Genomic DNA, 20,059 nt, shown 5'->3' with positions numbered 1-20,059 from the left:
CGGCTCCCGCGCAGTCCAAAACCATAACTCACAACTCACCCAACTCGCAAGCCCTTCGAGACACGACACTTCTCCAGACTTGCTTCCACTACCCAAAACCTTTGCCATCACTAGTTTCTAGATAGGACGAACAGACCATGCGCCATGGCAGGACGCTTCAGCCAGCAGCACCAACGTGTGCGGCCGAGCTCCAAGGAAGACCAGGTGGTGGAAAAAGCCAGAGAGCACTTCGAACGAACCCTGATCCAGGTCGCAGGTTCAGTGGCTGGAAGCGTTGCTGCTCTGGAACATCCCAGCCATGACGAAGCGCTGAATTATGGAGAGATCTTCCTGCGCGACAACGTGCCGGTGATGGTCTACCTGCTGACCCAGAAGCGATTTGACGAGGTGCGTCATTTCCTCACGGTCTGCCTCGACCTCCAGAGCACGACGTATCAGACCCGTGGGGTCTTCCCCACCAGCTTTGTGGAGGAAGGGAACGAGCTCATCGCGGACTATGGCCAGCGCTCCATCGGTCGGATCACCTCCGTGGATGCAAGCCTCTGGTGGCCAATCCTCTGCTGGCTCTACGTGAAGCGGAGTGGAGACGAAGAATTTGGCTCCAGTCAGAAAGTGCAACGCGGTGTTCAGTTGCTGTTGGATCTGGTCCTTCACCCCACCTTCGAAGGCACACCGGTGCTGTTCGTGCCGGATTGCGCGTTCATGATTGACCGTCCAATGGACGTCTGGGGTGCGCCCCTCGAGGTGGAGGTGTTGCTGTATGCATCCCTCCGCAGTTGCATCAAATTGATGGAGCTGAGCCGACGCCACCACGACAGTCGACTGTTGGATCAGCGCCTGGTCCTGACAAGGCAATGGGTGCATGATCTGCGCCAATTCCTTCTCAAGCACTACTGGGTCACCAGCAAAACCATGCAGGTGCTGAGGCGTCGGCCGACCGAGCAATACGGAGAAAATCAGCACCAGAATGAATTCAACGTGCAGCCTCAGGTGATTCCTGACTGGTTGCAGGATTGGCTTGAGAACAGAGGCGGCTACCTGATCGGAAACATCCGGACAGGACGTCCAGATTTTCGCTTCTACAGCCTGGGCAATTCCCTCGGCTGCCTGTTCGGGCTCCTGACCAGTCCACAACAACGGGCTCTGTTCCGCCTGGTGCTGCACAACCGTGATCACTTAATGGCCCAGATGCCTATGCGTATCTGCCATCCACCGATGGACGGCCTGGAATGGCAGAACAAAACCGGATCAGATCCCAAAAACTGGCCTTGGAGCTATCACAATGGCGGCCATTGGCCAAGCCTGCTCTGGTTTTTCGGAGCCGCCATCCTGTTGCATGAGCGGCGGCATCCCCATGCTGATGTGCTGCTGATGGGGCAGATGAAGGCGCTACTGGAAGAGAGCTACTGGAGTCAGCTCAACCAGTTACCCAGGCAGCAATGGGCTGAATACTTTGATGGACCGACTGGCACTTGGGTTGGGCAGCAATCAAGGACCTACCAAACCTGGACCATCGTTGGCTTCTTGCTGCTGCACCACTTCTTACGCACCAGGCCCGAAGATGTCGAAATCCTCGACCTTGAGGAGCTTCTACCCAACCATGACCCCGCCTCAGAAGAGGAGCAAGCAGAGATTTAGCCACAAAAAAACCCGGTCCGAAGACCGGGTTTGAAGTTGGAGGTGTGTGATCCGACTCAGAACAGCCCCAGGGTGAGGGACTTGTCGATCGGGAGAGCAGCACCAATGCCCAAGTAAATGGTGGTCACGGTTCCAAACAGGAAAACAGCCATCGCCACTGGACGACGGAAGGGGTTTTGGAACTTATTAAAGCTCTCAATGAACGGAACGAGCATCAGGCCAAGGGGCACCAAGGTCTGCAAAGCAATGCCAAGAAGCTTGTTCGGAACAACCCTCAGAATTTGGAACACGGGGTAGAGGTACCACTCAGGCAGGATTTCCAGCGGAGTCGCGAAGGGATCAGCCTTGTCACCAAGCATGGCTGGATCAAGCACTGCCAGGCCCACAACACAGGCAATGGTCCCCAGGATCACAACGGGGAAGATATAAAGCAGGTCGTTAGGCCAGGCAGGCTCGCCGTAATAGTTGTGACCCATTCCCTTCGCGAGCTTTTCGCGCAGCTTTGGATCGGTGAGATCAGGCTTCTTGAGGATGTGCATTGAATTGACCAGTGAGTGTTCGAGTGCAGCTGAACGTGAGTCGCTGGATCACAAGGGACCGGAGATGCCCTGCTTCCTGATCATCAGGAAGTGCATGAGCATGAACACGGCGAGAAGCCAGGGCATCACAAAGGTGTGGAGGCTGTAAAAGCGAGTGAGAGTGGATTGACCAACGCTCTCTCCTCCGCGAAGCAGCTCAACCATGAAGTCACCAACAACAGGGATTGCCGCTGGAACACCTGAGACGATCTTGACGGCCCAGTAGCCGACTTGGTCCCAAGGGAGGGAGTAGCCAGTCACACCAAAGGAGACGGTGATCACTGCCATGGTGACGCCAGTCACCCAGGTGAGCTCCCGAGGCCGCTTGAAACCACCTGTCAGATAGACGCGGAAGACATGCAGGATCAGCATCAGCACCATCATCGAGGCGCTCCAACGATGGACGGAGCGAATCAGCCAGCCAAAGCTGACGTCGGACATCAGGTACTGAACGGAGGTGTAAGCCTCAGCCACAGTTGGCTTGTAGTAGAAGGTCATCGCAAATCCAGTGGCGAACTGGATCAGGAAGCAGACCAGGGTGATCCCACCGAGGCAATAAAAAATGTTGACGTGCGGGGGCACGTACTTAGTGCTGATGTCGTCAGCGATGTCCTGAATTTCAAGACGTTCCTGGAACCAGTCGTAGACAGGTGAGGAGTTCGCCATGCAGAAGTGGGCTTGGATTGCGAGAGTCTACTGAACACGTCCCAGCGAACGCGCCGGGTATGAAGCCGATGTTGCCGACTGTTAATCGCCGCAAGAAAGCCTTGCGACAACTGGCTTGCTGCCTGCTCAGTCTTCTCCTGACCGGCTTTGCCTGGTCCTCGCCGGCACTGGCGCTCAACGATGCCCAGCAGCTGGTGGTGGAGAGCTGGAAGCTTGTGAACCAGAGCTATGTGAGCCCAGAGAGCTTCGACAAAATTCACTGGAAACGACTGCGGCAGAAGGCCTTAGAAGGAAAGATTGAAAGCAGTGAACAGGCCTATAGCGCCATCGAAACGATGCTGACGCCACTGGGGGATCCCTACACGCGCCTGCTCCGACCCGATGACTACGCCGTAATGAAAGAGAGCAATCAAGGCAGCCTCAGCGGCGTGGGGTTGCAATTGGCCCATGGGAACGCTGACGGAAGGGTCGTGGTGATCGCACCTCTTGAAGGCTCCCCGGCCGCGGAAGCCGAGGTCATCAGCGGAACAGCGGTGCTTGCCGTGAATGGCGAATCCACTGCCAGCCTTGGCCTGGAAACCACCGCAGAGCGCCTGCGCGGCGAAGCCGGAACGCAGGTGGTGCTCACGCTTGAAGCCCCGGATGGAACCAACGAAGAGCTGACCCTCGAACGCCGCAGTGTCGACCTCAGACCCGTGCGCACCAGGCGGCTGCGTCGCGACGAGCACACCCTCGGCTACCTACGTATTACCCAGTTCAGCGAAGGGGTACCCCAACAGGTGCAGGAAGCGATTGCCGAGCTTTCCGACAAGGGAATCGAAGGCCTAGTGCTTGACCTCCGCAACAATTCAGGCGGACTCGTGAGCGCAGGACTGGCCGTGGCCGATGCCTTCCTCAGCAACGAACCAATCGTGGAAACCCGCAATCGCGATGGCATTGCAGACCCAATCCAAGCCAACCTCCCAACCCTCTATGACGGTCCGATGGTGACGTTGGTGAATGGGGGGACCGCCAGTGCCAGCGAAATTCTGGCCGGGGCCCTTCAGGATGATGAGCGTTCGCTGCTGCTGGGCAGTCGCACCTTCGGCAAGGGGCTGATCCAGACCCTCACCAACCTCAGCGATGGCAGCGGACTTGCCGTCACGGTGGCCGGATACCTAACCCCAAGTGGGCGGGACATCCAAGGGCAAGGACTCGAACCCGACCGATTGCTGGACCAACCCGAACCGCTGAATCCAGGCGGAGACGGTGATCGCTGGCTGATTGATGCCGAACGAATCATGGAAGCAATGCTCGATCGCAGCGAGCCCTTGGACGCCACGTGACCGCGTTGATGTCCACGCGCACCTATCACGATCCGCTCCACGGCAACATTCAATTGGATGGCCATGACCCCGCCGAAGCCATGGTCATGGGTTTGGTGGATAGCTCCCCGTTCCAGCGACTGCGGCGGATCCGCCAACTCGGCCCCGCCTTTCTCACGTTCCATGGTGCCGAATCCAGCCGGTTCACCCACTCCCTCGGGGTGTTTCAGCTGGCACGCAAAGCCTTCAACCATCTGCTTCCCCAGGATCCGAGCCTCGAGCAACACAAGGGCGTGCTCTATGCAGCAGCCCTGCTGCACGACCTAGGCCATGGCCCCCTTAGCCACACAGGGGAAGAGATGTTCGGCCTCCATCACGAGACCTGGTCGGCTCGACTGGTGAGAGAGCATGCAGACATCCAGCCTTTGCTTGAGAGGGTCGCCCCCGGCACCGCAGCTGCCGTGGCGTCACTGCTGGAGCACGGTCAGGCAGAACGGGGCGTGATCAAGGCTCTGGTGAGCAGTCAGCTCGATTGCGACCGACTGGATTACCTGATGCGCGACAGCTACAGCACGGGCGCCCGCTACGGACAACTGGATCTGGATCGAATTCTTTCCGCCCTGACACTGGCTCCAGATGGCGACCTAGCCATCGCCCCCAAGGGATTGATGGCTGTTGAGCATTATTTAGTGGTTCGCAATCTGATGTATCGCAGCGTCTACACCCACCGCCTCAACGTGGTGTGTAACTGGATGCTGCAGCAATTAGTCCGTGAGGCGCGACGCCTTGGCCCGGAGCAGGTCTGGAGCGATCGCGTCATGGAGACCTGGCTCTGGGCCCCCCGTGACATCACACCAAGCACATTCCTCGCCAATGACGACCTACGGCTGGGCTATCACTTGCAACGCTGGGCGGAGGAGGGGCCAGCCCCCCTGGCAGAGCTTTGTTCTCGCTTCCTGAACCGCAGGCTGCTCAAGGCCACCAGCGTGGCTCAACTTGAGCCTGCACAGCAGTTGGAGGCTCTGGCGCTGGCTCGCCGACTGAGCGAAACAGCCCAGATGAATCCTGACCAATGCTGCGGGCTGAGCCATCAGCAGCTTCGGGGTTATCACCCCTACCGGGGAGGTCTGCGTCTCTGGGACGGAACGACGTTACGCGGACTGGAACAGATGTCCCCTCTCGTCAACAGTCTCTCCACTCCAGCAGCAACAGCCTGGCTGATTCACCCGAGTGAGATCCAATCACAGCTTCGCCATGATCTGGACAACCTCGCGGCAGGCGCAGCGGCTCAATCCTCCTAGCGTCTAACAACGGTTCGTGCCGTTGCCCTTCCATAAAGACCCTGATGGCAGCTGATCAAAACTCCGGTCTGCTTCAGCGCCTCGTGCTCCCACCCATCAAGCAAGCGCACTGGAAAGACACCTTGCCCGATCAATTGCAAAGGCTTCGGCCTGGATCTCTCAACTTGATCTCTCATCACTGGGAGATGCGTTGCCGGGATCTGTCGTCCTTGATCGAACTATTGCAGGGTGAAGGATTCAGGATCGCAAGCCTTCACACCCAGGAGCCGCTGACCGCCATCAGTGCCCAAGCCCTCGGCCTGCCCGTGCAGCTGCTGGAGAGCGACCCCATGGCTTCGGATGCCACTCCCAGTGATGACAGCGGAGACCAATCCAGCGATACCAAGCCAGATTGCACAACCCAGTTACGACTGCATCGCGGCACCCTGCGTGCAGGCGAGCAGATTGAAACTGCCGGAGACCTTTTAGTGCTCGGCGATGTGAATCCTGGCGCGAACGTCGCGGCAGCTGGTGACGTCATGATCTGGGGACGTCTACGGGGAATCGCCCATGCAGGCCGCGATGGAGACCGTTCCGCCAAAGTCGTTGCGCTTCAACTCAGGCCTCTGCAGCTCCGCATTGCTGATCAAGTGGCGCGTGGGCCGGATGATCGGCCCCAACCCGGCCTCGCGGAAGAAGCCCGGATCGATGCCGGTGACATCGTGATTGAGCCTGCCAATCCTCGCCTGAGAGCAAGGATGTCCATCCCAGCGACGGACTGAGGAGAACAAACGCTGGCCTGAATCTTCAACCCCCATTAAGGTGACGCGACTTCCCGGGGAGCCGTGGCGTCCACTTCGCGAACGATCCTGATCTGCTCTGGAAAAGGAGGGGTCGGCAAAACCACACTCACGGCCAACCTTGGCATTGCCCTGGCAAGGCTGGGGCTACGCACGGTTGTTCTTGACGCCGATTTCGGCCTCCGCAACCTCGACCTGCTACTCGGCCTGGAAAACCGCATCGTGTTCACGGCCCAGGAGGTGCTTGCTGAGAGCTGCCGTCTGGAGCAGGCTCTGGTGAAGCACAAACAGGAACCAAACCTGGCCCTGCTTCCTGCTGGCAATCCCCGCATGCTCGAGTGGCTGAAGCCAGAGGACATGCAGACGATTGCAGCAATGCTGGAAAAACAATTCGATTATGTGCTGATCGATTGTCCAGCAGGCATCGAAGACGGCTTCAAGAACGCCGTTGCAGCGGCAAAGGAGGCCATCGTGATCACCACTCCTGAGGTGTCTGCTGTTAGGGATGCCGATCGGGTCATCGGACTGCTCAACACCCATGGGGTGACCCCGGTTCAACTTGTGCTTAACAGGGTGCGGCCCAAGATGATGGCCAGCCAAGAGATGTTGGCGGTCGATGATGTCACTGACATCCTGGCCCTCCCCCTGCTTGGTCTCGTCCTGGAGGATGAGCAGGTGATCGTGAGCACCAACCGGGGCGAGCCCCTCACGCTGAACGGCAGCAGTTCTCCAGCAGCTCGTGCCTACGGCAATGTGGCGCGTCGCCTGCAAGGAGACGATGTTCCTCTGATTGACCCATCCAAAGAAGGGCGTGGCCTTCGCGCCAAGGTGCGCCGACTGATGCAAAAGAAAATCTTCTGAAACCGATGACAGTGCGCGAAATCCTCGACAAGCTGCTCCGCCGCCAGCCCGCCAGTGCGAGCACCGCCAGGGATCGGCTGCAATTAGTACTGGCCCATGACCGCAGTGACCTCAGCCCCGAATTGCTGGACCAGATGCGACGCGAAATCTTTGAGGTTGTGGCTAAGTACGTCGAAATCGACCTCGACGAGGGCGACGTGAGCCTTGAGACCGAAGACCGGGTGACGGCTCTCGTGGCCAATCTTCCGATCCGCAGACCTCTGGCCGTGAGCCAAAGCGAAGGCTGATCTCAAGCCGGCTGCACGGAACGGGGAATCTTCACTGCAACCACACGTGTCCAGTGAAGCCATGCCCAGTTGTTCTCTCAGTCCGGCTGAACGCGCCGTCACCGATCTATTGGTGCAGGGTCTCAGCAACCAGGCCATCGCCGATGCACTGGTGCTGAGTGTGCGCACCGTTGAAAGCCATGTGAGCCATTCGTTGGTCAAAACTGGATGCACCAGCCGTCTTGAATTGGTGGTGTGGCTGTTAGGTCAACAACAACTCCAGAGCTGAAAGCAGGCCGGTACACTTCCGACGTTGCCGGCTTAGCTCAGTGGTAGAGCAGCGCTTTTGTAAAGCGAAGGTCATCGGTTCAAATCCGTTAGCCGGCTTCGAAGACATGGCCTGATCTCTCGCCCTCTTCAAGGGCGAGAGATCAGGCCTTACGGCCAGCCAGCAGCCAGCCCCCCACCACCGCCAACAGCAAGGGGAGAGCTTTCAGGCTGATCAGTGCTGTTGCTACGTGCACAAGCGGGTCACCCAACCAGAACCCCAGGCTCTGCAGCACCAACACCAATGCGATCAGCCAAAGCATGACGGCGGAGAACCCACTCCTGCTGGCATCACAGCACCCTGGCGCAACATCTGCCAGCGGTTCTGAGGCTCCCAGGCGAGAACGGTACTGGCCAAACCCAATGGCTGCGGCCAGTCCAGCGGGCCCAACAGTGGCAATTGGGGGAAGTAGCGACAGGCCTGTTCAGGATTGAGCGCGGCAGCAGCCCCCGCAGGATTGCAGCTGGTGGTTGCCAAAGGGCCGGTTTTGGCCAGTAAGGCTCTGGCCTGCTGACAGGCGGGTACTCGCAGGCCAAGACTTGTGGCAGCTGGGTTGAGAGCCTGGAGCATGGCCTGCGCGGCAGGATCAGCACCGACCGGCACCACCAACGTGAGAGCTCCAGGCCAGTGCTGGTGGGCGAGGCTGGAGGCCGTTGGCTGGGCCTCAGGCACAGCAAGCTGCAGAAGAACCTCACCGCTTGCTGCCATCAAGATCAAGGGCTTCTCCCGCGGGCGTCGCTTCAATCTCCATAACTGACCGGCATGGGCTGGAACGGCTGCCATGGCGGGCAGTGTGTCCGTAGGCATCACAGCCGCTCCCCCCTTGAGGAGATGATCGGCAATCGCGTCGCTGGAAAGAACGATTGGCTGCTGACCTGACATGAACAACCCGACGGGTGCAGAACTCCCTCAGCCTGCACGACGAGCGACGGCAAACCGGCGAATGCCCTGAAGATCCTTCTCGGACCTGGCATTGATCAACCCAGCCTTGGCCATGAGCGACAGAACGGCATCACTCTGATCATGGTGGTGTTCCAACAGCAACCACCCCCCTGGGGCCAAGGCGACGGCTGCTCCAGCGACAACCGTGCGGCAGCTCTGGAGACCATCACTGCCTCCATCAAGAGCAAGGCGTGGCTCATGATCACGCACCACTGGATCCAGTTGATCCACCACAAGCTCAGGGATATAGGGGGGGTTGCACACCACCACATCCAAATGTCCCCACCACGGCCGAAGCGGATCCCACCAACATCCCTGGTGCAAGTTCCAGTCAGCACCCGGTGCCCATCGGGCAAGGTTTCGGCGCGCCAGGGCAAGGGCAGCAGCGCTGCAATCCACAGCATGCCCCTGCCATTGAGGCCAGTGAGCAGCCAGAGCAAGGGCCAACGCTCCGCTGCCCGTACCCAGATCAGCCCACATCCGAAGCCTCGAAGCGGGTTCGGCCTCACACTCAGCGCCAAGAGCAAAGGCCAGATCAACCAGCTGCTCTGTTTCCTGACGGGGGATCAGAGCATCCGGCGACACAAACAGCTCAAACTGCCGCCAGGGACAACGGCCAACAAGGTGCTGTAGAGGGATCTGATCATGACGATGCCGCCACCACAATCGCTCCAGTGCATCCAGTGAACAGATGAGATGAACCTGGACACCGCCGGGATCGAGCTGCACTTTCTGAAGATCTCGCCAACGCAGGCCGCCACCCAGATCCAGCAGCCAATCGAGATCCACCCTGCGACCTCCCTCGGCTAACAGACGACGCCGCCAAGCCAGCAGGTCTTCCCCTCTCAGCACCCGTGATGCCATCGCCCCAGCTAAGCAAGCCGCCAGCGCATGCCAGGCTCCGCTTTCAAGACACCCTCCAACTCAAGCGCCACGAGTTGTTCCGCCAGGTCAACAGGACTGCGAGCCAGGCGATTCGCCAGGCTCTGAAGCGTGGCGCCCTCCTCAAGCATGGCCTTGAGCATGGGGTCTCGCTGCAATAGCCGCCGCCGGGCTTCCACCAGGGATCGCCCTGAAGGATGGCGAGAAGCAGCCGACGAAGGCAACTCAGCGAGAGGGGCCTGGCCAAGGGTCTGCAGCAGCTGGTCAGGATCGAGCAACGGCCTGGCACCCTCCAGAAACAAACGATTGCTTCCCTGACCGGAAGGACGCAGCACGTCTGCAGGCATGGACCAAAGCGCACGTCCTTGCTCCAGCGCGGCCCGGGCAGTGATGAGCGCACCACTGTTTTGGGGGCACTCAACCACCACCACCGCACGGGCCAGTGCCACCAGCAACCGATTGCGCAAAGCAAAACTAGACCGCTGCACCTTGGACTCAGGGGCCAGCTCGGTGAAGAGCAGTCCCGCCTCAGCCACGTCAGCCTGAAGCTGATGATGCTCCGGTGGATAGACCCGCTCCAATGGGGTGCCCAGCACCGCCACCGGCTGCCCTCCTGCCTGCAGGCAACCACGATGGGCAGCAGCATCGATCCCCTCCGCCAAACCACTCACCACAGGCCAACCAGCACGAGCCAAAGCCTCCCCGAGAAGCTCTGCCGCCTTTAGCCCATGCATGGATGGGCGCCGAGAACCCACAACAGCAACGGCCTGACCTGAACCCAAGGCGTTCAGCAAAGAGGCATTGCCCCGCCAGAACATCCTCAAAGGTGGACGGCGGAGGTCCTTAAACCCTGCTGGCCATTGCCGATCCATCGGTAGCAGCACCTGATCAGGAGGGTCACAAGCTGGACAGGTCCCCACCAGGCCTCGATAAGCATTAATGCTTAACAACAGGTGGTCAGGCCACCCCGGCTCAGCCTGCAACCGAGCGCTCGACCACCCCCAGAGGCCCGCAAGGTCAGTGTCATAACGGTCAGCCAGCTCCAGCAAGCGAACCATCCGCGCCGCGCCAATCCCAGGGCAATGACTCCAGACCCACCACCATCGCCGCACAGCATCGAATAGTACGCATGAACTAGACTACAGGCTGGGGCCCTGCGTCAGTGCGGCCAGCGCAGGCGCCAGGAAAGCTGGAGGCCGTCTCAACACCCCGCGACCTTCTCCCGAGCTCTGCACGATGACAAGCTCCACCTCCGCCTCCGCCGCGCAGGTCCCATCCGGGAGACAAAAGCGTGCATGCCAGGGCCATCGAACACCCAGACGCGGAAGCACCTGACTCTCAACAATCACACGATCCCCATGGGAAAGCGCCTGCCGGTAGTGGAGCTGAAGGCGCACCACCGGCATCTCATACCCCTCGTCCGAAACACGGCAATACGGCATACCCACGGCAGCAAGCGCCTCAACCCGGGCCTCTTCAAGCCAAGCAAGGTAAGCCCCATGCCACATCACTCCGGCGTAGTCGGTGTGCTGAGGAAGCACGCGCTTCTCCAGCGTCCAGGGGGAGGTCGTAACGCTCTCAATCGCCATGTCTCAGGGGCGGGAGTCTCGCCATAGGCTGCAGCACAGCCAAAACGAGATCGTGTTTAAGAACCTGCTGATCGCCGATTCTGGCAAGGGGCATGTGGAGGAGATGGTTCGCATGCTGCGCGATCTTCCCGGATTCCGCGCCGCTCGCATCAACCTGCTCCACGTTGTACCCGAGCAAGGCTCAGTTGACTCTGAAGAGCACTGGGGAGCTGCCGCGTCATTGATGGCCCAAGCGGTGGGACGCATGGGCCTTGATGCCACTGAAGTGAACTCGATCATTCGCAACGGCGACGCCAAGCAAACCGTGCTGAAGGTGGCCGAAGAACTCAACGCCGATCTGATCGTGATGGGATCCAGAGGGCTTGGCCGCCTCCAGTCGATTCTCGCCAACAGCACGAGCCAATACGTCTTCCAACTCTCCACCCGCCCGATGCTGCTGGTCAGGGATGACCTTTACGTGCGCCACGTGAACAGGGTGATGGTCACCGTGGATGGCACAGGCGTTGGCGATGACGCCCTCAAGCTGGCCTGCGAAATGGTTCGCGACATCCCAGGCGGCCAGCTCATCGGTGTCCATGTTGCCCGCCAGGACCTCGCACCCTCAAGGGGCGCCAACAACAAGCGTGATGAGCTCCTGAACGCAGCAGTGCAACGGGCGAGAAGCTTCGGGGTCGACATGAAGCCCATGCATATCACCGACGCAGACGTGGGTCGGGGGGTCTGCAAAGCCGCGAAAGACACCAATGCAGATCTTGTGGTGATTGCCTCCCAAGACCGCCGTCCACTCGTGGCCCGTGGCCTTGTGGATCTCGACAAGTTGTTGGGCGGCTCAGTGAGCGACTACATCAGGGTGCATGCACCTGCCCCCGTGATGCTGGTGAGAGAACCGGAGCGCAGCTGAGCTGCCAGCTCCGGCAATACCTCCAGTTCAACCCTGACGGCTATTGGTCTGGATATAGAGAATGATCAGGAAGACAGTCGGAACCAGAACGAACAGAAGACTGGCAACAAAGCCGAGATCGTTGGTTTCCATGGCTGATGAAAGATGCAATCGGAAGGTATCACCGTTCGGCGACCTTCCGGAACGTTGCTTCAGCCCTCGTCATCGGGCGTAGCAGCTTCCCCCTATCCAGGCTGGGCCGAACCAGCAGGATCTGTCGCGTCGGTGCCTTCATCGCCTGAATCCTCAATGGGCTCAATCACAGGCCAAGCCGTAGGACCCGCGGGAAGTGTCTCGGCAAGAGCAGTCTTGATCTTGAGATCACGATTCGGAAGACCAGCCTGAGGCTTGGTCAGCACGATGACCGACTGCTCAACCAAGGACTGACAAGCCAACCTCCAAGCATCAGGACGACGCTTGAGCTTTGCATCCTCCACAGTCGTGCGCGGAGACAGCGATGCAGGACCACCACCTGAGATCTCAACGAAGCAGGTGATGCACTGCCCACAGCCGTTGCAGTTGCCGAGTCGCCCCTTGAGCCCATACAGCTCGATGCCTTCCCTGAGCGCCACATCCCGCAGGTTTTCGCCCGGATAACACTCAACATCACGCCCTTCGCGGACGAATCGGATCACAGGCATGGCGAACTGGTGGATCGAGGTTGGTGCATTCTGAGGGCAGGCGTTTCGTTTTGTAACCGGAGCTCGGGGGCATCCCGATCAAGCGGGGCCGCTTCGAGGCTGCAACATCACAGGGCCCGGGGATTGCCTGCGCGTCCAAATCCCATGCCACAACACGTTGCAGCTCGCGACAGCAGAGCACGAACGCCGTGGAACAACCCTTACGATCCCTGGGTCTGGCTGCATTGGCAGCTCGTTCCCCTGAACCTGACCCATGGGATTGCCCTGGTATCGGGTGCACACAGTCGTAATTAACGACCCCGGCCGACTTCTGGCCGTGCACCTCATGCACACAGCCCTCGTTGCCGGCTGGGCCGGCTCGATGGCTCTCTACGAACTCGCCATTTTCGACCCATCGGATCCAGTCCTGAATCCGATGTGGCGTCAGGGCATGTTTGTGATGCCCTTCATGGCCCGCCTCGGTGTCACCGGGAGCTGGGGAGGCTGGAGTATCACCGGTGAAACCGGTGTAGACCCTGGCTTCTGGAGCTTTGAAGGCGTCGCTGCTGCCCACATCATTTTCAGTGGCCTGCTGATGCTGGCCGCCATCTGGCACTGGACCTACTGGGATCTTGAGATCTGGCAGGACCCCCGCACAGGGGAACCTGCTCTGGACCTTCCCAAGATCTTCGGAATCCATCTGTTGCTTGCCGGACTGGGCTGCTTCAGCTTCGGAGCTTTCCACCTCACTGGTGTCTTCGGCCCAGGGATGTGGGTCTCGGATGCCTATGGAATCACTGGTCACCTTGAACCGGTTCAGCCGGCCTGGGGGCCAGAAGGATTCAATCCCTTCAATCCAGGCGGCATTGTTGCCCACCACATCGCTGCTGGCATCGTCGGCATCATTGCCGGCATTTTCCACATCACATCCCGTCCCCCAGAGCGCCTCTACAAGGCCCTTCGGATGGGCAACATCGAAACGGTTCTGGCTAGTGCCATCGCAGCTGTTTTCTTCTCAGCTTTTGTGGTGGCTGGAACGATGTGGTACGGCGCTGCTGCCACACCCATCGAGCTGTTTGGCCCTACCCGTTACCAATGGGATCAGAGCTACTTCAAAACTGAGATCAACCGTCGCGTCCAGACCGCAATGGACGAAGGGGCCTCAGCGAAAGAAGCCTACGGAGCCATTCCGGAAAAGCTTGCCTTCTATGACTATGTGGGCAACAGTCCTGCCAAGGGCGGCCTCTTCCGCGTTGGCCCGATGGTGAATGGTGATGGCCTTGCCACTGGCTGGGTTGGCCATATCTCCTTCACCGATAGCGAAGGCCGTGATCTTCAGGTTCGTCGGATTCCCAACTTCTTCGAGAACTTCCCTGTGGTGATGGAAGACAGCGAGGGCATCGTCCGCGCTGACATCCCATTCCGCCGCGCTGAAGCGAAATACTCCTTCGAACAACAAGGAGTGACTGCAACGGTCTATGGCGGAGCTCTCGACGGACAAACCTTCACTGATCCTGCGGTCGTGAAGCGTCTGGCGCGTAAGGCTCAACTGGGTGAAGCCTTTGAATTCGACCGCGAAACCTATAACTCCGACGGCACCTTCCGCAGCTCACCACGAGGCTGGTTCACCTTCGGGCATGCGGTCTTTGCCTTGCTGTTCTTCTTCGGACACATCTGGCACGGTGCTCGCACCCTTTATCGCGACGTGTTTGCTGGTATCGATCCCGATCTTGGCGAACAAGTTGAGTTTGGTCTGTTCCAAAAACTGGGCGACCGCTCAACCCGTCGACTTCCCGAGGGCTTTGTGCCCCCGGCAGGCTCACCTCTCAGCTGATCGCCCTACCGGAGATTCTCGATGGACAGCCTTGCTTACATCCTCATCCTCACCCTGGCGATTGCCACTCTCTTTTTTGCGATCGCATTCCGCGATCCCCCGAAGATCGGCAAGTGATTCAGGTTTCCTTCAATCAACCCCGCCATCAGGCGGGGTTTTTTATTGGGAAAAACGATGAATTCAAACCTTGATGCCGATAGCAAAACCAAAGAACACGGAATCGCCCACTTTTCATCGCTCGACAACGCGTCTAAACTTGGAACAAATTCTCTCCAAGGAGACGCGCGGGCGTGCAGTGCCCTTCCTGCCAAAACACAGATAGTCGGGTGCTGGAATCCCGTTCTGCCGACGGCGGAAAAAGTGTGAGGCGGAGGCGTGAATGCCTGAATTGCGAATTTCGCTTCACCACCTATGAACGGGTGGAGACGATGCCGATCACGGTGTTGAAACGCAATGGCAACCGTGAAACGTTCAGTCGCACCAAACTCCTTCACGGACTTGGTCGCGCCTGTGAAAAAACCGGTTTATCCGCAGACCGACTGGAAAATGTCGTCGATGAACTGGAGCTCTCTCTCCAGCAACGAAGCAGCAGGGAAGTGTCTAGCCAAGAGATCGGCGAGCTTGTCCTGAACCAGCTCAAAGACCTCAATGAAGTTGCCTATGTGCGCTTCGCCTCTGTCTATCGCCAATTTCAGGGGATCAGTGACTTCGTCGCCACCCTCGAAGGCATGCACAGCAGCAGCAACGGCAAGCTTGTCGTCGTTTGAGCCTGGGGCTGATCTGTAGGATGAAAGATCGATTGCCTGAGGTCGGCGGGCCTCAGCATCCTTCTTTTCGCACTGCCTCAGGGCAGACCGCCAACCCTCCATGTCTGTCACCTCCACTGATCAGGTTCAGGATCCAGCAGCAACCAGCGAGCAGGACGCTGCAATTGAAGCCACCGGCGCAGAAGCCATGGCTGAAGCCTTCGCCGAAGAGGATCTGAGCATTCCGGAGGATGTGCCCACTGCTGACGACCCCAGCAGCCGGGCCAACCCAAGCGATCTGGAGAGCGCAGGCTTCTCCATTGATGAGTTTGCTGCTCTGCTGAGCAAATACGACTACAACTTCAAGCCCGGAGACATCGTCAATGGCACGGTGTTTGCGCTTGAGTCGAAAGGGGCAATGATCGATATCGGCGCCAAGACGGCAGCCTTTATGCCCATGCAAGAGGTCTCGATCAACCGGGTCGAAGGCCTCAGTGATGTGCTGCAACCCGGAGAGATCCGCGAGTTCTTCATCATGAGTGAGGAGAACGAAGACGGTCAGCTCGCTCTCTCCATTCGACGCATTGAATATCAGCGGGCCTGGGAACGAGTCCGTCAACTGCAGAAAGAAGACGCCACGATCTACTCAGAAGTGTTCGCCACCAACCGTGGTGGTGCCTTGGTCCGCGTTGAAGGCCTGCGCGGCTTCATTCCTGGCAGCCACATCAGTACTCGCAAGCCGAAGGAAGAGCTTGTGGCCGACTTCCTGCCACTGAAATTCCTCGAAGTGGACGAGGAGCGGAACCGCTTGGTGCTCAGCCACCGCCGTGCGCTGGTCGAACGCAAGATGAACCGCCTCGAGGTGGGCGAAGTTGTGATTGGCACCGTGCGTGGCATCAAGCCCTACGGCGCCTTCATCGACATCGGTGGTGTCAGTGGCCTGCTGCACATCTCTGAGATCAGTCATGAACACATCGAGACCCCCCACTCGGTGCTGAACGTGAATGATCAGATGAAGGTGATGATCATCGACCTTGATGCCGAGCGGGGACGCATCTCCCTCTCCACCAAAGCCCTCGAACCCGAACCCGGTGACATGCTCACTGATCCTCAGAAGGTGTTCGACAAGGCAGAGGAGATGGCAGCCCGCTACAAGCAGATGCTGCTGGAGCAGGCTGAAGAGGGCGAGGAGGCCTACGGCGGCATGATGGGTTGATCGTCGCCTGAGATGAATGGCTCAGTTGCTGCTTAGGGGCGAGCTTCTGGGTGAGATTGAAGGGGTGCTGTTCGATAAGGACGGCACCCTTTCCCATAGCGAACCCAGACTGATCACACAGGGGACCAGTCGCATCAATGCGGCCTGCCAGTGCTATGCCGACATCACGGCCGGCTCAGATCAACGCGACAGTGCTGCTGAAACAAAGCTCAGGGCGCTACTCCATCGCGCTTACGGACTCTCCGACCAAGGCGTCAGCCCTGACGGCCTTCTGGCTGTGGCTTCGAGGGAGCACAATCTTCTAGCAACGGCAACGGTGTTCAGCCTGATGGGCCTGAGCTGGCCGAGGGCACTCCTGCTGGCAGAGCGAACCTTTGCAGAGGCCGTCAACAACGAAGTGGGCCTTGCCAAGCTCGACAAGCCAAGGCAATCCAGCCCGTTATTACCAGCGGCAAGAACATTTCTCGACCAACTCAGAGACGCCGGTGTCACCTGTGCAGTGATCAGCAATGACACCCGAGCGGGTATTCAGGCCTTTTTACGCAGCCACGATCTGGACGGTCACATCGCCGGCATCTGGAGCGCAGAGGATCTGCCGAGCAAACCCAATCCGGAGGCCGTCCAAGGCCTATGCAAGATCTTGGGGCTGAACCCACGTCAATGCGCCCTGATCGGTGACGCCGATTCTGATCTGCTAATGGCTCGTCAGGCAGGCGTCAGCCATAGCCTTGGTTATGTGGCGGGCTGGCAGCAAGATCCCGACCTCACAGAGCACGAACATCTCATCACCCACTGGAACGAACTGAACGTGACTGGGCGCAGCAACTGCTCTTGAGACCAACCCTTAAAGTCTCGGACGAACTAGAGCGCTCATGAGCCAATACGTCTTTACTTCCGAATCGGTGACGGAAGGACATCCCGACAAGATCTGCGATCAGGTCAGTGATGCGGTCTTGGATGCCCTGTTGGCACAAGATCCTGCCAGCCGAGTCGCCTGCGAGACAGTTGTGAATACTGGCCTCTGCATGATCACTGGCGAGGTGACCTCCAACGCCCAGGTGGACTTCATCCACCTTGTCCGCAATGTGATCAAGGAAATCGGCTACAGCGGAGCCCGTGCCGGTGGCTTTGATGCCACTAGTTGTGCCGTGCTGGTCGCTCTGGATCAGCAGTCGCCCGACATCGCCCAGGGGGTGAACGAAGCCGACGACCATGCCGGGGATCCACTGGACAAGGTGGGGGCCGGCGACCAGGGCATCATGTTTGGCTATGCCTGCAACGAGACGCCAGAACTGATGCCCCTTCCCATCAGCTTGGCCCATCGTCTCTCCCGCCGCCTGGCTGAAGTTCGCCACAACGGCAGCCTCAACTACCTCCTCCCGGATGGCAAAACCCAGGTCAGCGTCGTCTATGAAAACGACAAACCTGTTGCGATCGACACGATCCTGATCTCCACGCAGCACACTGCCGAAGTTGACGGCATCAGTGATGAACAAGGCATTCGTGAGCGCATCACGGAGGACCTATGGACCCATGTGGTTGAGCCGGCCACCGCAGACCTAGCGCTCAAGCCCAGCCGTGAAGGCACGAAGTATCTGGTCAACCCCACCGGCAAGTTCGTGGTGGGTGGTCCCCAGGGCGATGCCGGGCTCACAGGCCGCAAAATCATCGTGGACACCTACGGCGGCTACGCCCGCCACGGTGGTGGCGCCTTCTCGGGCAAGGACCCCACCAAAGTGGACCGCTCGGCAGCTTACGCCGCACGTTATGTGGCCAAAGCCCTTGTGGCTGCTGGCCTTGCTGAGCGTGCTGAGGTGCAACTCAGCTACGCAATCGGTGTCGCCAAGCCTGTCTCGATCTTGGTTGAAGCCTTCGGCACCGGCAAGGTGAGCAATGCTGAGCTAACCAACTTGGTGCAACAGCACTTTGATCTGCGTCCTGGCGCAATCATCGAAACCTTCGGTCTGCGCAACCTCCCACAACAACGCGGTGGTCGCTTCTACCAAGACACCGCGGCCTATGGACACTTCGGCCGCCCCGACCTCAACCTGCCCTGGGAGGATGTCAGCGCCAAAGCTGAAGCCCTGCAAAAAAGCTGAGATGCCATGACCCCGCTGGCGCTCGGAATTGATCTGGGCACCAGCGGTGTACGCATTGCGGTGATCGATGCAGCCGGTCACATCCTCCACAACACAGCAACGACGTATCGGCAAGGACTTCAACATCCAGAGGACTGGAGATCCAGTTGCCGCAGCCTGATTCAGGCCATCCCCACCAACCTTCGCTCAGCCATCCAAGCCATCGCTGTCGATGGGACCTCTGGCACGCTTCTGGCCTGCGATCATCACGGCACGCCCATTGGCCATGCACTGAGCTACGCCCAGTCCTGTCCAGAATTCGCTGAGACGCTGATGGGTCTGCTCCCTGGAGGTGGGCCAGCATCCAGTTGCAGCGGCAGTCTGGCCAGGGCCCTTCGGCTGATCCAAGACCACGGGGAAGGGCTGCTGCTCCGCCATCAAGCTGACTGGATCAACGGCTGGCTGCTTAACGACTGGCAGTGGGGGGAAGAAGGCAACAATCTCCGCCTGGGCTGGGACCTTGAACGGGGCCAGTGGAACGAATCGATCGCAACACTGCCCTGGGCAGACAGTCTGCCCACGGTGCACCCGAGCGGCAGCGACCTGGGCAGACTCGCGGCAAAGCCTGCCCAGGAACTGGGACTCTGCAGCGATGTCACCGTGGTGGCAGGCACCACAGACTCCAATGCTGCGGTCCTCGCCGCCAATCCCGGTGACAACGATGGCATCACGGTGTTGGGCAGCACCCTGGTGCTAAAGCGCTTCACAACCAAGCCCCTGACAGGCCCTGGCATCACAAGCCACCGAGTCGCAGGTCGATGGCTATGCGGTGGCGCCTCCAACAGCGGCGGCGCCGTCCTTCTCCAGCAGTTCCCAGGCATCAATCTCGATCAGCTCAGCCGCCAGATCAATCCTGAACAATCCAGTGGCCTAGAGCTTCGTCCACTCCCTGGTCCTGGGGAACGCTTCCCCTCTGACGACCCAACGCTGGAACCGGTTCTGACACCCAGACCAGTGAGTGATTGCTTATACCTCCATGCCCTTCTAGAGGGCATGGCCCGGATCGAAGCTGAGGGATGGGAACGATTAACGGAACTGGGAGCTCAACCTCCAAAACGGGTGATCACATTGGGCGGAGGTGCCCGCAACCCTCAATGGAGACGCTTGCGTGAACGCATCCTCCACTGCCCGGTGCTCACCTGCCTCACGCCTCCAGCGGCAGGAGTGGCCCGCCTGGCCCTCAACCACCTGCAGGGGAAGGGGCTGACCGCGAGGCCCTGATCCGAGCGAGAATTGGAGTCGATCCGATTCCTGCGTCAGTGCCCAGCAAATTGCGCGATGCTCTTGCCATCGGCCTGTTTATTGTTTTAGCCGGCTACGTGACCTTCAGCGGGATGCGGCTTGGCGTCCTGCTCTGGCAGCATTTCTCCTAATTCGCTGATCATCGCCTTCGCAGACGTGAAGGCTGCCCTTCACCCTCTTACTCCCCGC

General features: G+C 59.3%; 24 protein-coding genes and 1 tRNA gene. 16 read left to right on the top strand and 9 right to left on the bottom strand.

Translation table 11 applies throughout. The features are described from left to right. Positions 1 to 144 precede the first annotated feature (144 nt). Complete coding sequence (locus DXY16_RS11960; protein ID WP_115016364.1) at positions 145 to 1,638, top strand: glycoside hydrolase 100 family protein; 1,494 nt, start codon at positions 145 to 147, stop codon at positions 1,636 to 1,638. A 56-nt stretch (positions 1,639 to 1,694) separates the two neighbouring features. On the opposite strand, the gene petD is transcribed toward DXY16_RS11960, so the two are convergent. Both petD and petB read right to left on the bottom strand, forming a co-directional pair. After that, positions 1,695 to 2,177, bottom strand: coding sequence for a cytochrome b6-f complex subunit IV (gene petD / locus DXY16_RS11955; protein ID WP_115016366.1), 483 nt, complete (start codon positions 2,175 to 2,177; stop codon positions 1,695 to 1,697). Positions 2,178 to 2,225: 48 nt separating this feature from the next. Continuing rightward, positions 2,226 to 2,882: a cytochrome b6 gene (petB, locus tag DXY16_RS11950; protein ID WP_115016368.1), complete on the bottom strand. Its 657-nt coding sequence runs from the start codon at positions 2,880 to 2,882 to the stop codon at positions 2,226 to 2,228. Positions 2,883 to 2,941: 59 nt separating this feature from the next. Here petB and ctpZ point away from each other — a divergent pair, with 59 nt between their 5' ends. From ctpZ to DXY16_RS11915, 7 genes are all read left to right on the top strand, one after another. Next, the gene (ctpZ, locus tag DXY16_RS11945) at positions 2,942 to 4,207 is read left to right on the top strand and encodes a carboxyl-terminal processing protease CtpZ (RefSeq protein ID WP_115121377.1); all 1,266 of its coding nucleotides are present in this window, start codon (positions 2,942 to 2,944) and stop codon (positions 4,205 to 4,207) included. A gap of 8 nt (positions 4,208 to 4,215) precedes the next feature. Further along, a complete protein-coding gene (locus tag DXY16_RS11940) occupies positions 4,216 to 5,487 on the top strand; it encodes an HD domain-containing protein (RefSeq protein ID WP_115121376.1) in 1,272 nt (423 codons plus the stop codon). A 44-nt stretch (positions 5,488 to 5,531) separates the two neighbouring features. Beyond that, positions 5,532 to 6,248, top strand: coding sequence for a septum site-determining protein MinC (gene minC / locus DXY16_RS11935; RefSeq protein WP_115121375.1), 717 nt, complete (start codon positions 5,532 to 5,534; stop codon positions 6,246 to 6,248). 63 nt (positions 6,249 to 6,311) lie between these two features. Beyond that, positions 6,312 to 7,127 (top strand): septum site-determining protein MinD, encoded by an 816-nt coding sequence (minD, locus tag DXY16_RS11930; protein ID WP_115121374.1) that lies wholly within the window; start codon positions 6,312 to 6,314, stop codon positions 7,125 to 7,127. 5 nt (positions 7,128 to 7,132) lie between these two features. Beyond that, positions 7,133 to 7,414, top strand: coding sequence for a cell division topological specificity factor MinE (minE, locus tag DXY16_RS11925; protein WP_115016375.1), 282 nt, complete (start codon positions 7,133 to 7,135; stop codon positions 7,412 to 7,414). A 61-nt stretch (positions 7,415 to 7,475) separates the two neighbouring features. Beyond that, positions 7,476 to 7,682 (top strand): response regulator transcription factor, encoded by a 207-nt coding sequence (locus DXY16_RS11920; protein ID WP_115121373.1) that lies wholly within the window; start codon positions 7,476 to 7,478, stop codon positions 7,680 to 7,682. A 26-nt stretch (positions 7,683 to 7,708) separates the two neighbouring features. Further along, positions 7,709 to 7,780: transfer RNA gene (locus tag DXY16_RS11915), tRNA-Thr, on the top strand. Between the two features lie 44 nt (positions 7,781 to 7,824). Here DXY16_RS11915 and DXY16_RS14870 read toward each other — a convergent pair. The 5 genes from DXY16_RS14870 to DXY16_RS11895 all read right to left on the bottom strand — a co-directional run bounded on the left by DXY16_RS14870 (position 7,825) and on the right by DXY16_RS11895 (position 11,134). After that, positions 7,825 to 7,983, bottom strand: coding sequence for a hypothetical protein (locus DXY16_RS14870; protein WP_170953947.1), 159 nt, complete (start codon positions 7,981 to 7,983; stop codon positions 7,825 to 7,827). Beyond that, positions 7,971 to 8,603 (bottom strand): L-threonylcarbamoyladenylate synthase, encoded by a 633-nt coding sequence (locus tag DXY16_RS11910; protein ID WP_115121372.1) that lies wholly within the window; start codon positions 8,601 to 8,603, stop codon positions 7,971 to 7,973. The genes DXY16_RS14870 and DXY16_RS11910 overlap by 13 nt, the downstream gene beginning before the upstream one ends. Before the next feature lie 27 nt (positions 8,604 to 8,630). Continuing rightward, positions 8,631 to 9,527 (bottom strand): peptide chain release factor N(5)-glutamine methyltransferase, encoded by an 897-nt coding sequence (gene prmC / locus DXY16_RS11905; RefSeq protein ID WP_115121371.1) that lies wholly within the window; start codon positions 9,525 to 9,527, stop codon positions 8,631 to 8,633. 8 nt (positions 9,528 to 9,535) lie between these two features. Beyond that, positions 9,536 to 10,603, bottom strand: coding sequence for a DNA-processing protein DprA (dprA, locus tag DXY16_RS11900; RefSeq protein WP_115121370.1), 1,068 nt, complete (start codon positions 10,601 to 10,603; stop codon positions 9,536 to 9,538). Between the two features lie 81 nt (positions 10,604 to 10,684). Beyond that, positions 10,685 to 11,134 (bottom strand): acyl-CoA thioesterase, encoded by a 450-nt coding sequence (locus DXY16_RS11895; protein WP_115121369.1) that lies wholly within the window; start codon positions 11,132 to 11,134, stop codon positions 10,685 to 10,687. A gap of 52 nt (positions 11,135 to 11,186) precedes the next feature. On the opposite strand from DXY16_RS11895, the gene DXY16_RS11890 reads away from it, so the two are divergent. Continuing rightward, entirely contained in the window at positions 11,187 to 12,035 is an 849-nt protein-coding gene (locus tag DXY16_RS11890; protein ID WP_115121404.1) for a universal stress protein, read from the top strand. A gap of 27 nt (positions 12,036 to 12,062) precedes the next feature. On the opposite strand, the gene psbM is transcribed toward DXY16_RS11890, so the two are convergent. Together psbM and DXY16_RS11880 are read right to left on the bottom strand one after the other, a co-directional pair. Beyond that, positions 12,063 to 12,167: a photosystem II reaction center protein PsbM gene (gene psbM, locus DXY16_RS11885; RefSeq protein WP_115016385.1), complete on the bottom strand. Its 105-nt coding sequence runs from the start codon at positions 12,165 to 12,167 to the stop codon at positions 12,063 to 12,065. Positions 12,168 to 12,259: 92 nt separating this feature from the next. Beyond that, on the bottom strand, positions 12,260 to 12,715 hold the full coding sequence (locus DXY16_RS11880) for a 2Fe-2S iron-sulfur cluster-binding protein (protein ID WP_115121368.1): 456 nt from the start codon (positions 12,713 to 12,715) through the stop codon (positions 12,260 to 12,262). Positions 12,716 to 12,968: 253 nt separating this feature from the next. Here DXY16_RS11880 and psbB point away from each other — a divergent pair, with 253 nt between their 5' ends. The 7 genes from psbB to DXY16_RS11845 all read left to right on the top strand — a co-directional run bounded on the left by psbB (position 12,969) and on the right by DXY16_RS11845 (position 19,849). After that, entirely contained in the window at positions 12,969 to 14,528 is a 1,560-nt protein-coding gene (psbB, locus tag DXY16_RS11875; RefSeq protein WP_115121367.1) for a photosystem II chlorophyll-binding protein CP47, read from the top strand. Positions 14,529 to 14,549: 21 nt separating this feature from the next. Next, a complete protein-coding gene (locus DXY16_RS11870) occupies positions 14,550 to 14,645 on the top strand; it encodes a photosystem II reaction center protein T (RefSeq protein WP_028953714.1) in 96 nt (31 codons plus the stop codon). Positions 14,646 to 14,818: 173 nt separating this feature from the next. Beyond that, a complete protein-coding gene (nrdR, locus tag DXY16_RS11865) occupies positions 14,819 to 15,295 on the top strand; it encodes a transcriptional regulator NrdR (RefSeq protein WP_115016391.1) in 477 nt (158 codons plus the stop codon). 100 nt (positions 15,296 to 15,395) lie between these two features. Further along, on the top strand, positions 15,396 to 16,490 hold the full coding sequence (locus DXY16_RS11860) for a 30S ribosomal protein S1 (RefSeq protein WP_115016393.1): 1,095 nt from the start codon (positions 15,396 to 15,398) through the stop codon (positions 16,488 to 16,490). Positions 16,491 to 16,506: 16 nt separating this feature from the next. Then, a complete protein-coding gene (locus tag DXY16_RS11855; RefSeq protein ID WP_115121366.1) occupies positions 16,507 to 17,325 on the top strand; it encodes an HAD family hydrolase in 819 nt (272 codons plus the stop codon). A 37-nt stretch (positions 17,326 to 17,362) separates the two neighbouring features. Continuing rightward, complete coding sequence (gene metK / locus DXY16_RS11850; RefSeq protein WP_115121365.1) at positions 17,363 to 18,589, top strand: methionine adenosyltransferase; 1,227 nt, start codon at positions 17,363 to 17,365, stop codon at positions 18,587 to 18,589. A gap of 6 nt (positions 18,590 to 18,595) precedes the next feature. Beyond that, positions 18,596 to 19,849, top strand: coding sequence for an FGGY-family carbohydrate kinase (locus DXY16_RS11845; protein WP_115121364.1), 1,254 nt, complete (start codon positions 18,596 to 18,598; stop codon positions 19,847 to 19,849). Positions 19,850 to 20,059 lie beyond the last annotated feature (210 nt).

Source organism: Synechococcus sp. UW105 (genome assembly GCF_900473935.1).
Classification (GTDB): Bacteria; Cyanobacteriota; Cyanobacteriia; order PCC-6307; family Cyanobiaceae; genus Synechococcus_C.
Note: the sequence above shows the minus strand (reverse complement) of the source record. Positions and strands in the feature narration are given on the sequence as shown.

Coding starts and splice junctions, on each gene's coding strand:
- DXY16_RS11960 (WP_115016364.1), top strand. CDS start 145: ATGGCAGGACGCTTCAGCCAGCAGCACCAACGTGTGCGGCCGAGCTCC.
- petD (WP_115016366.1), bottom strand. CDS start 2,177: ATGCACATCCTCAAGAAGCCTGATCTCACCGATCCAAAGCTGCGCGAA.
- petB (WP_115016368.1), bottom strand. CDS start 2,882: ATGGCGAACTCCTCACCTGTCTACGACTGGTTCCAGGAACGTCTTGAA.
- ctpZ (WP_115121377.1), top strand. CDS start 2,942: ATGAAGCCGATGTTGCCGACTGTTAATCGCCGCAAGAAAGCCTTGCGA.
- DXY16_RS11940 (WP_115121376.1), top strand. CDS start 4,216: ATGTCCACGCGCACCTATCACGATCCGCTCCACGGCAACATTCAATTG.
- minC (WP_115121375.1), top strand. CDS start 5,532: ATGGCAGCTGATCAAAACTCCGGTCTGCTTCAGCGCCTCGTGCTCCCA.
- minE (WP_115016375.1), top strand. CDS start 7,133: ATGACAGTGCGCGAAATCCTCGACAAGCTGCTCCGCCGCCAGCCCGCC.
- DXY16_RS11920 (WP_115121373.1), top strand. CDS start 7,476: ATGCCCAGTTGTTCTCTCAGTCCGGCTGAACGCGCCGTCACCGATCTA.
- DXY16_RS14870 (WP_170953947.1), bottom strand. CDS start 7,983: ATGCTTTGGCTGATCGCATTGGTGTTGGTGCTGCAGAGCCTGGGGTTC.
- DXY16_RS11910 (WP_115121372.1), bottom strand. CDS start 8,603: ATGTCAGGTCAGCAGCCAATCGTTCTTTCCAGCGACGCGATTGCCGAT.
- prmC (WP_115121371.1), bottom strand. CDS start 9,527: ATGGCATCACGGGTGCTGAGAGGGGAAGACCTGCTGGCTTGGCGGCGT.
- dprA (WP_115121370.1), bottom strand. CDS start 10,603: ATGGTTCGCTTGCTGGAGCTGGCTGACCGTTATGACACTGACCTTGCG.
- DXY16_RS11895 (WP_115121369.1), bottom strand. CDS start 11,134: ATGGCGATTGAGAGCGTTACGACCTCCCCCTGGACGCTGGAGAAGCGC.
- psbM (WP_115016385.1), bottom strand. CDS start 12,167: ATGGAAACCAACGATCTCGGCTTTGTTGCCAGTCTTCTGTTCGTTCTG.
- DXY16_RS11880 (WP_115121368.1), bottom strand. CDS start 12,715: ATGCCTGTGATCCGATTCGTCCGCGAAGGGCGTGATGTTGAGTGTTAT.
- psbB (WP_115121367.1), top strand. CDS start 12,969: ATGGGATTGCCCTGGTATCGGGTGCACACAGTCGTAATTAACGACCCC.
- DXY16_RS11870 (WP_028953714.1), top strand. CDS start 14,550: ATGGACAGCCTTGCTTACATCCTCATCCTCACCCTGGCGATTGCCACT.
- DXY16_RS11860 (WP_115016393.1), top strand. CDS start 15,396: ATGTCTGTCACCTCCACTGATCAGGTTCAGGATCCAGCAGCAACCAGC.
- DXY16_RS11855 (WP_115121366.1), top strand. CDS start 16,507: ATGGCTCAGTTGCTGCTTAGGGGCGAGCTTCTGGGTGAGATTGAAGGG.
- metK (WP_115121365.1), top strand. CDS start 17,363: ATGAGCCAATACGTCTTTACTTCCGAATCGGTGACGGAAGGACATCCC.
- DXY16_RS11845 (WP_115121364.1), top strand. CDS start 18,596: ATGACCCCGCTGGCGCTCGGAATTGATCTGGGCACCAGCGGTGTACGC.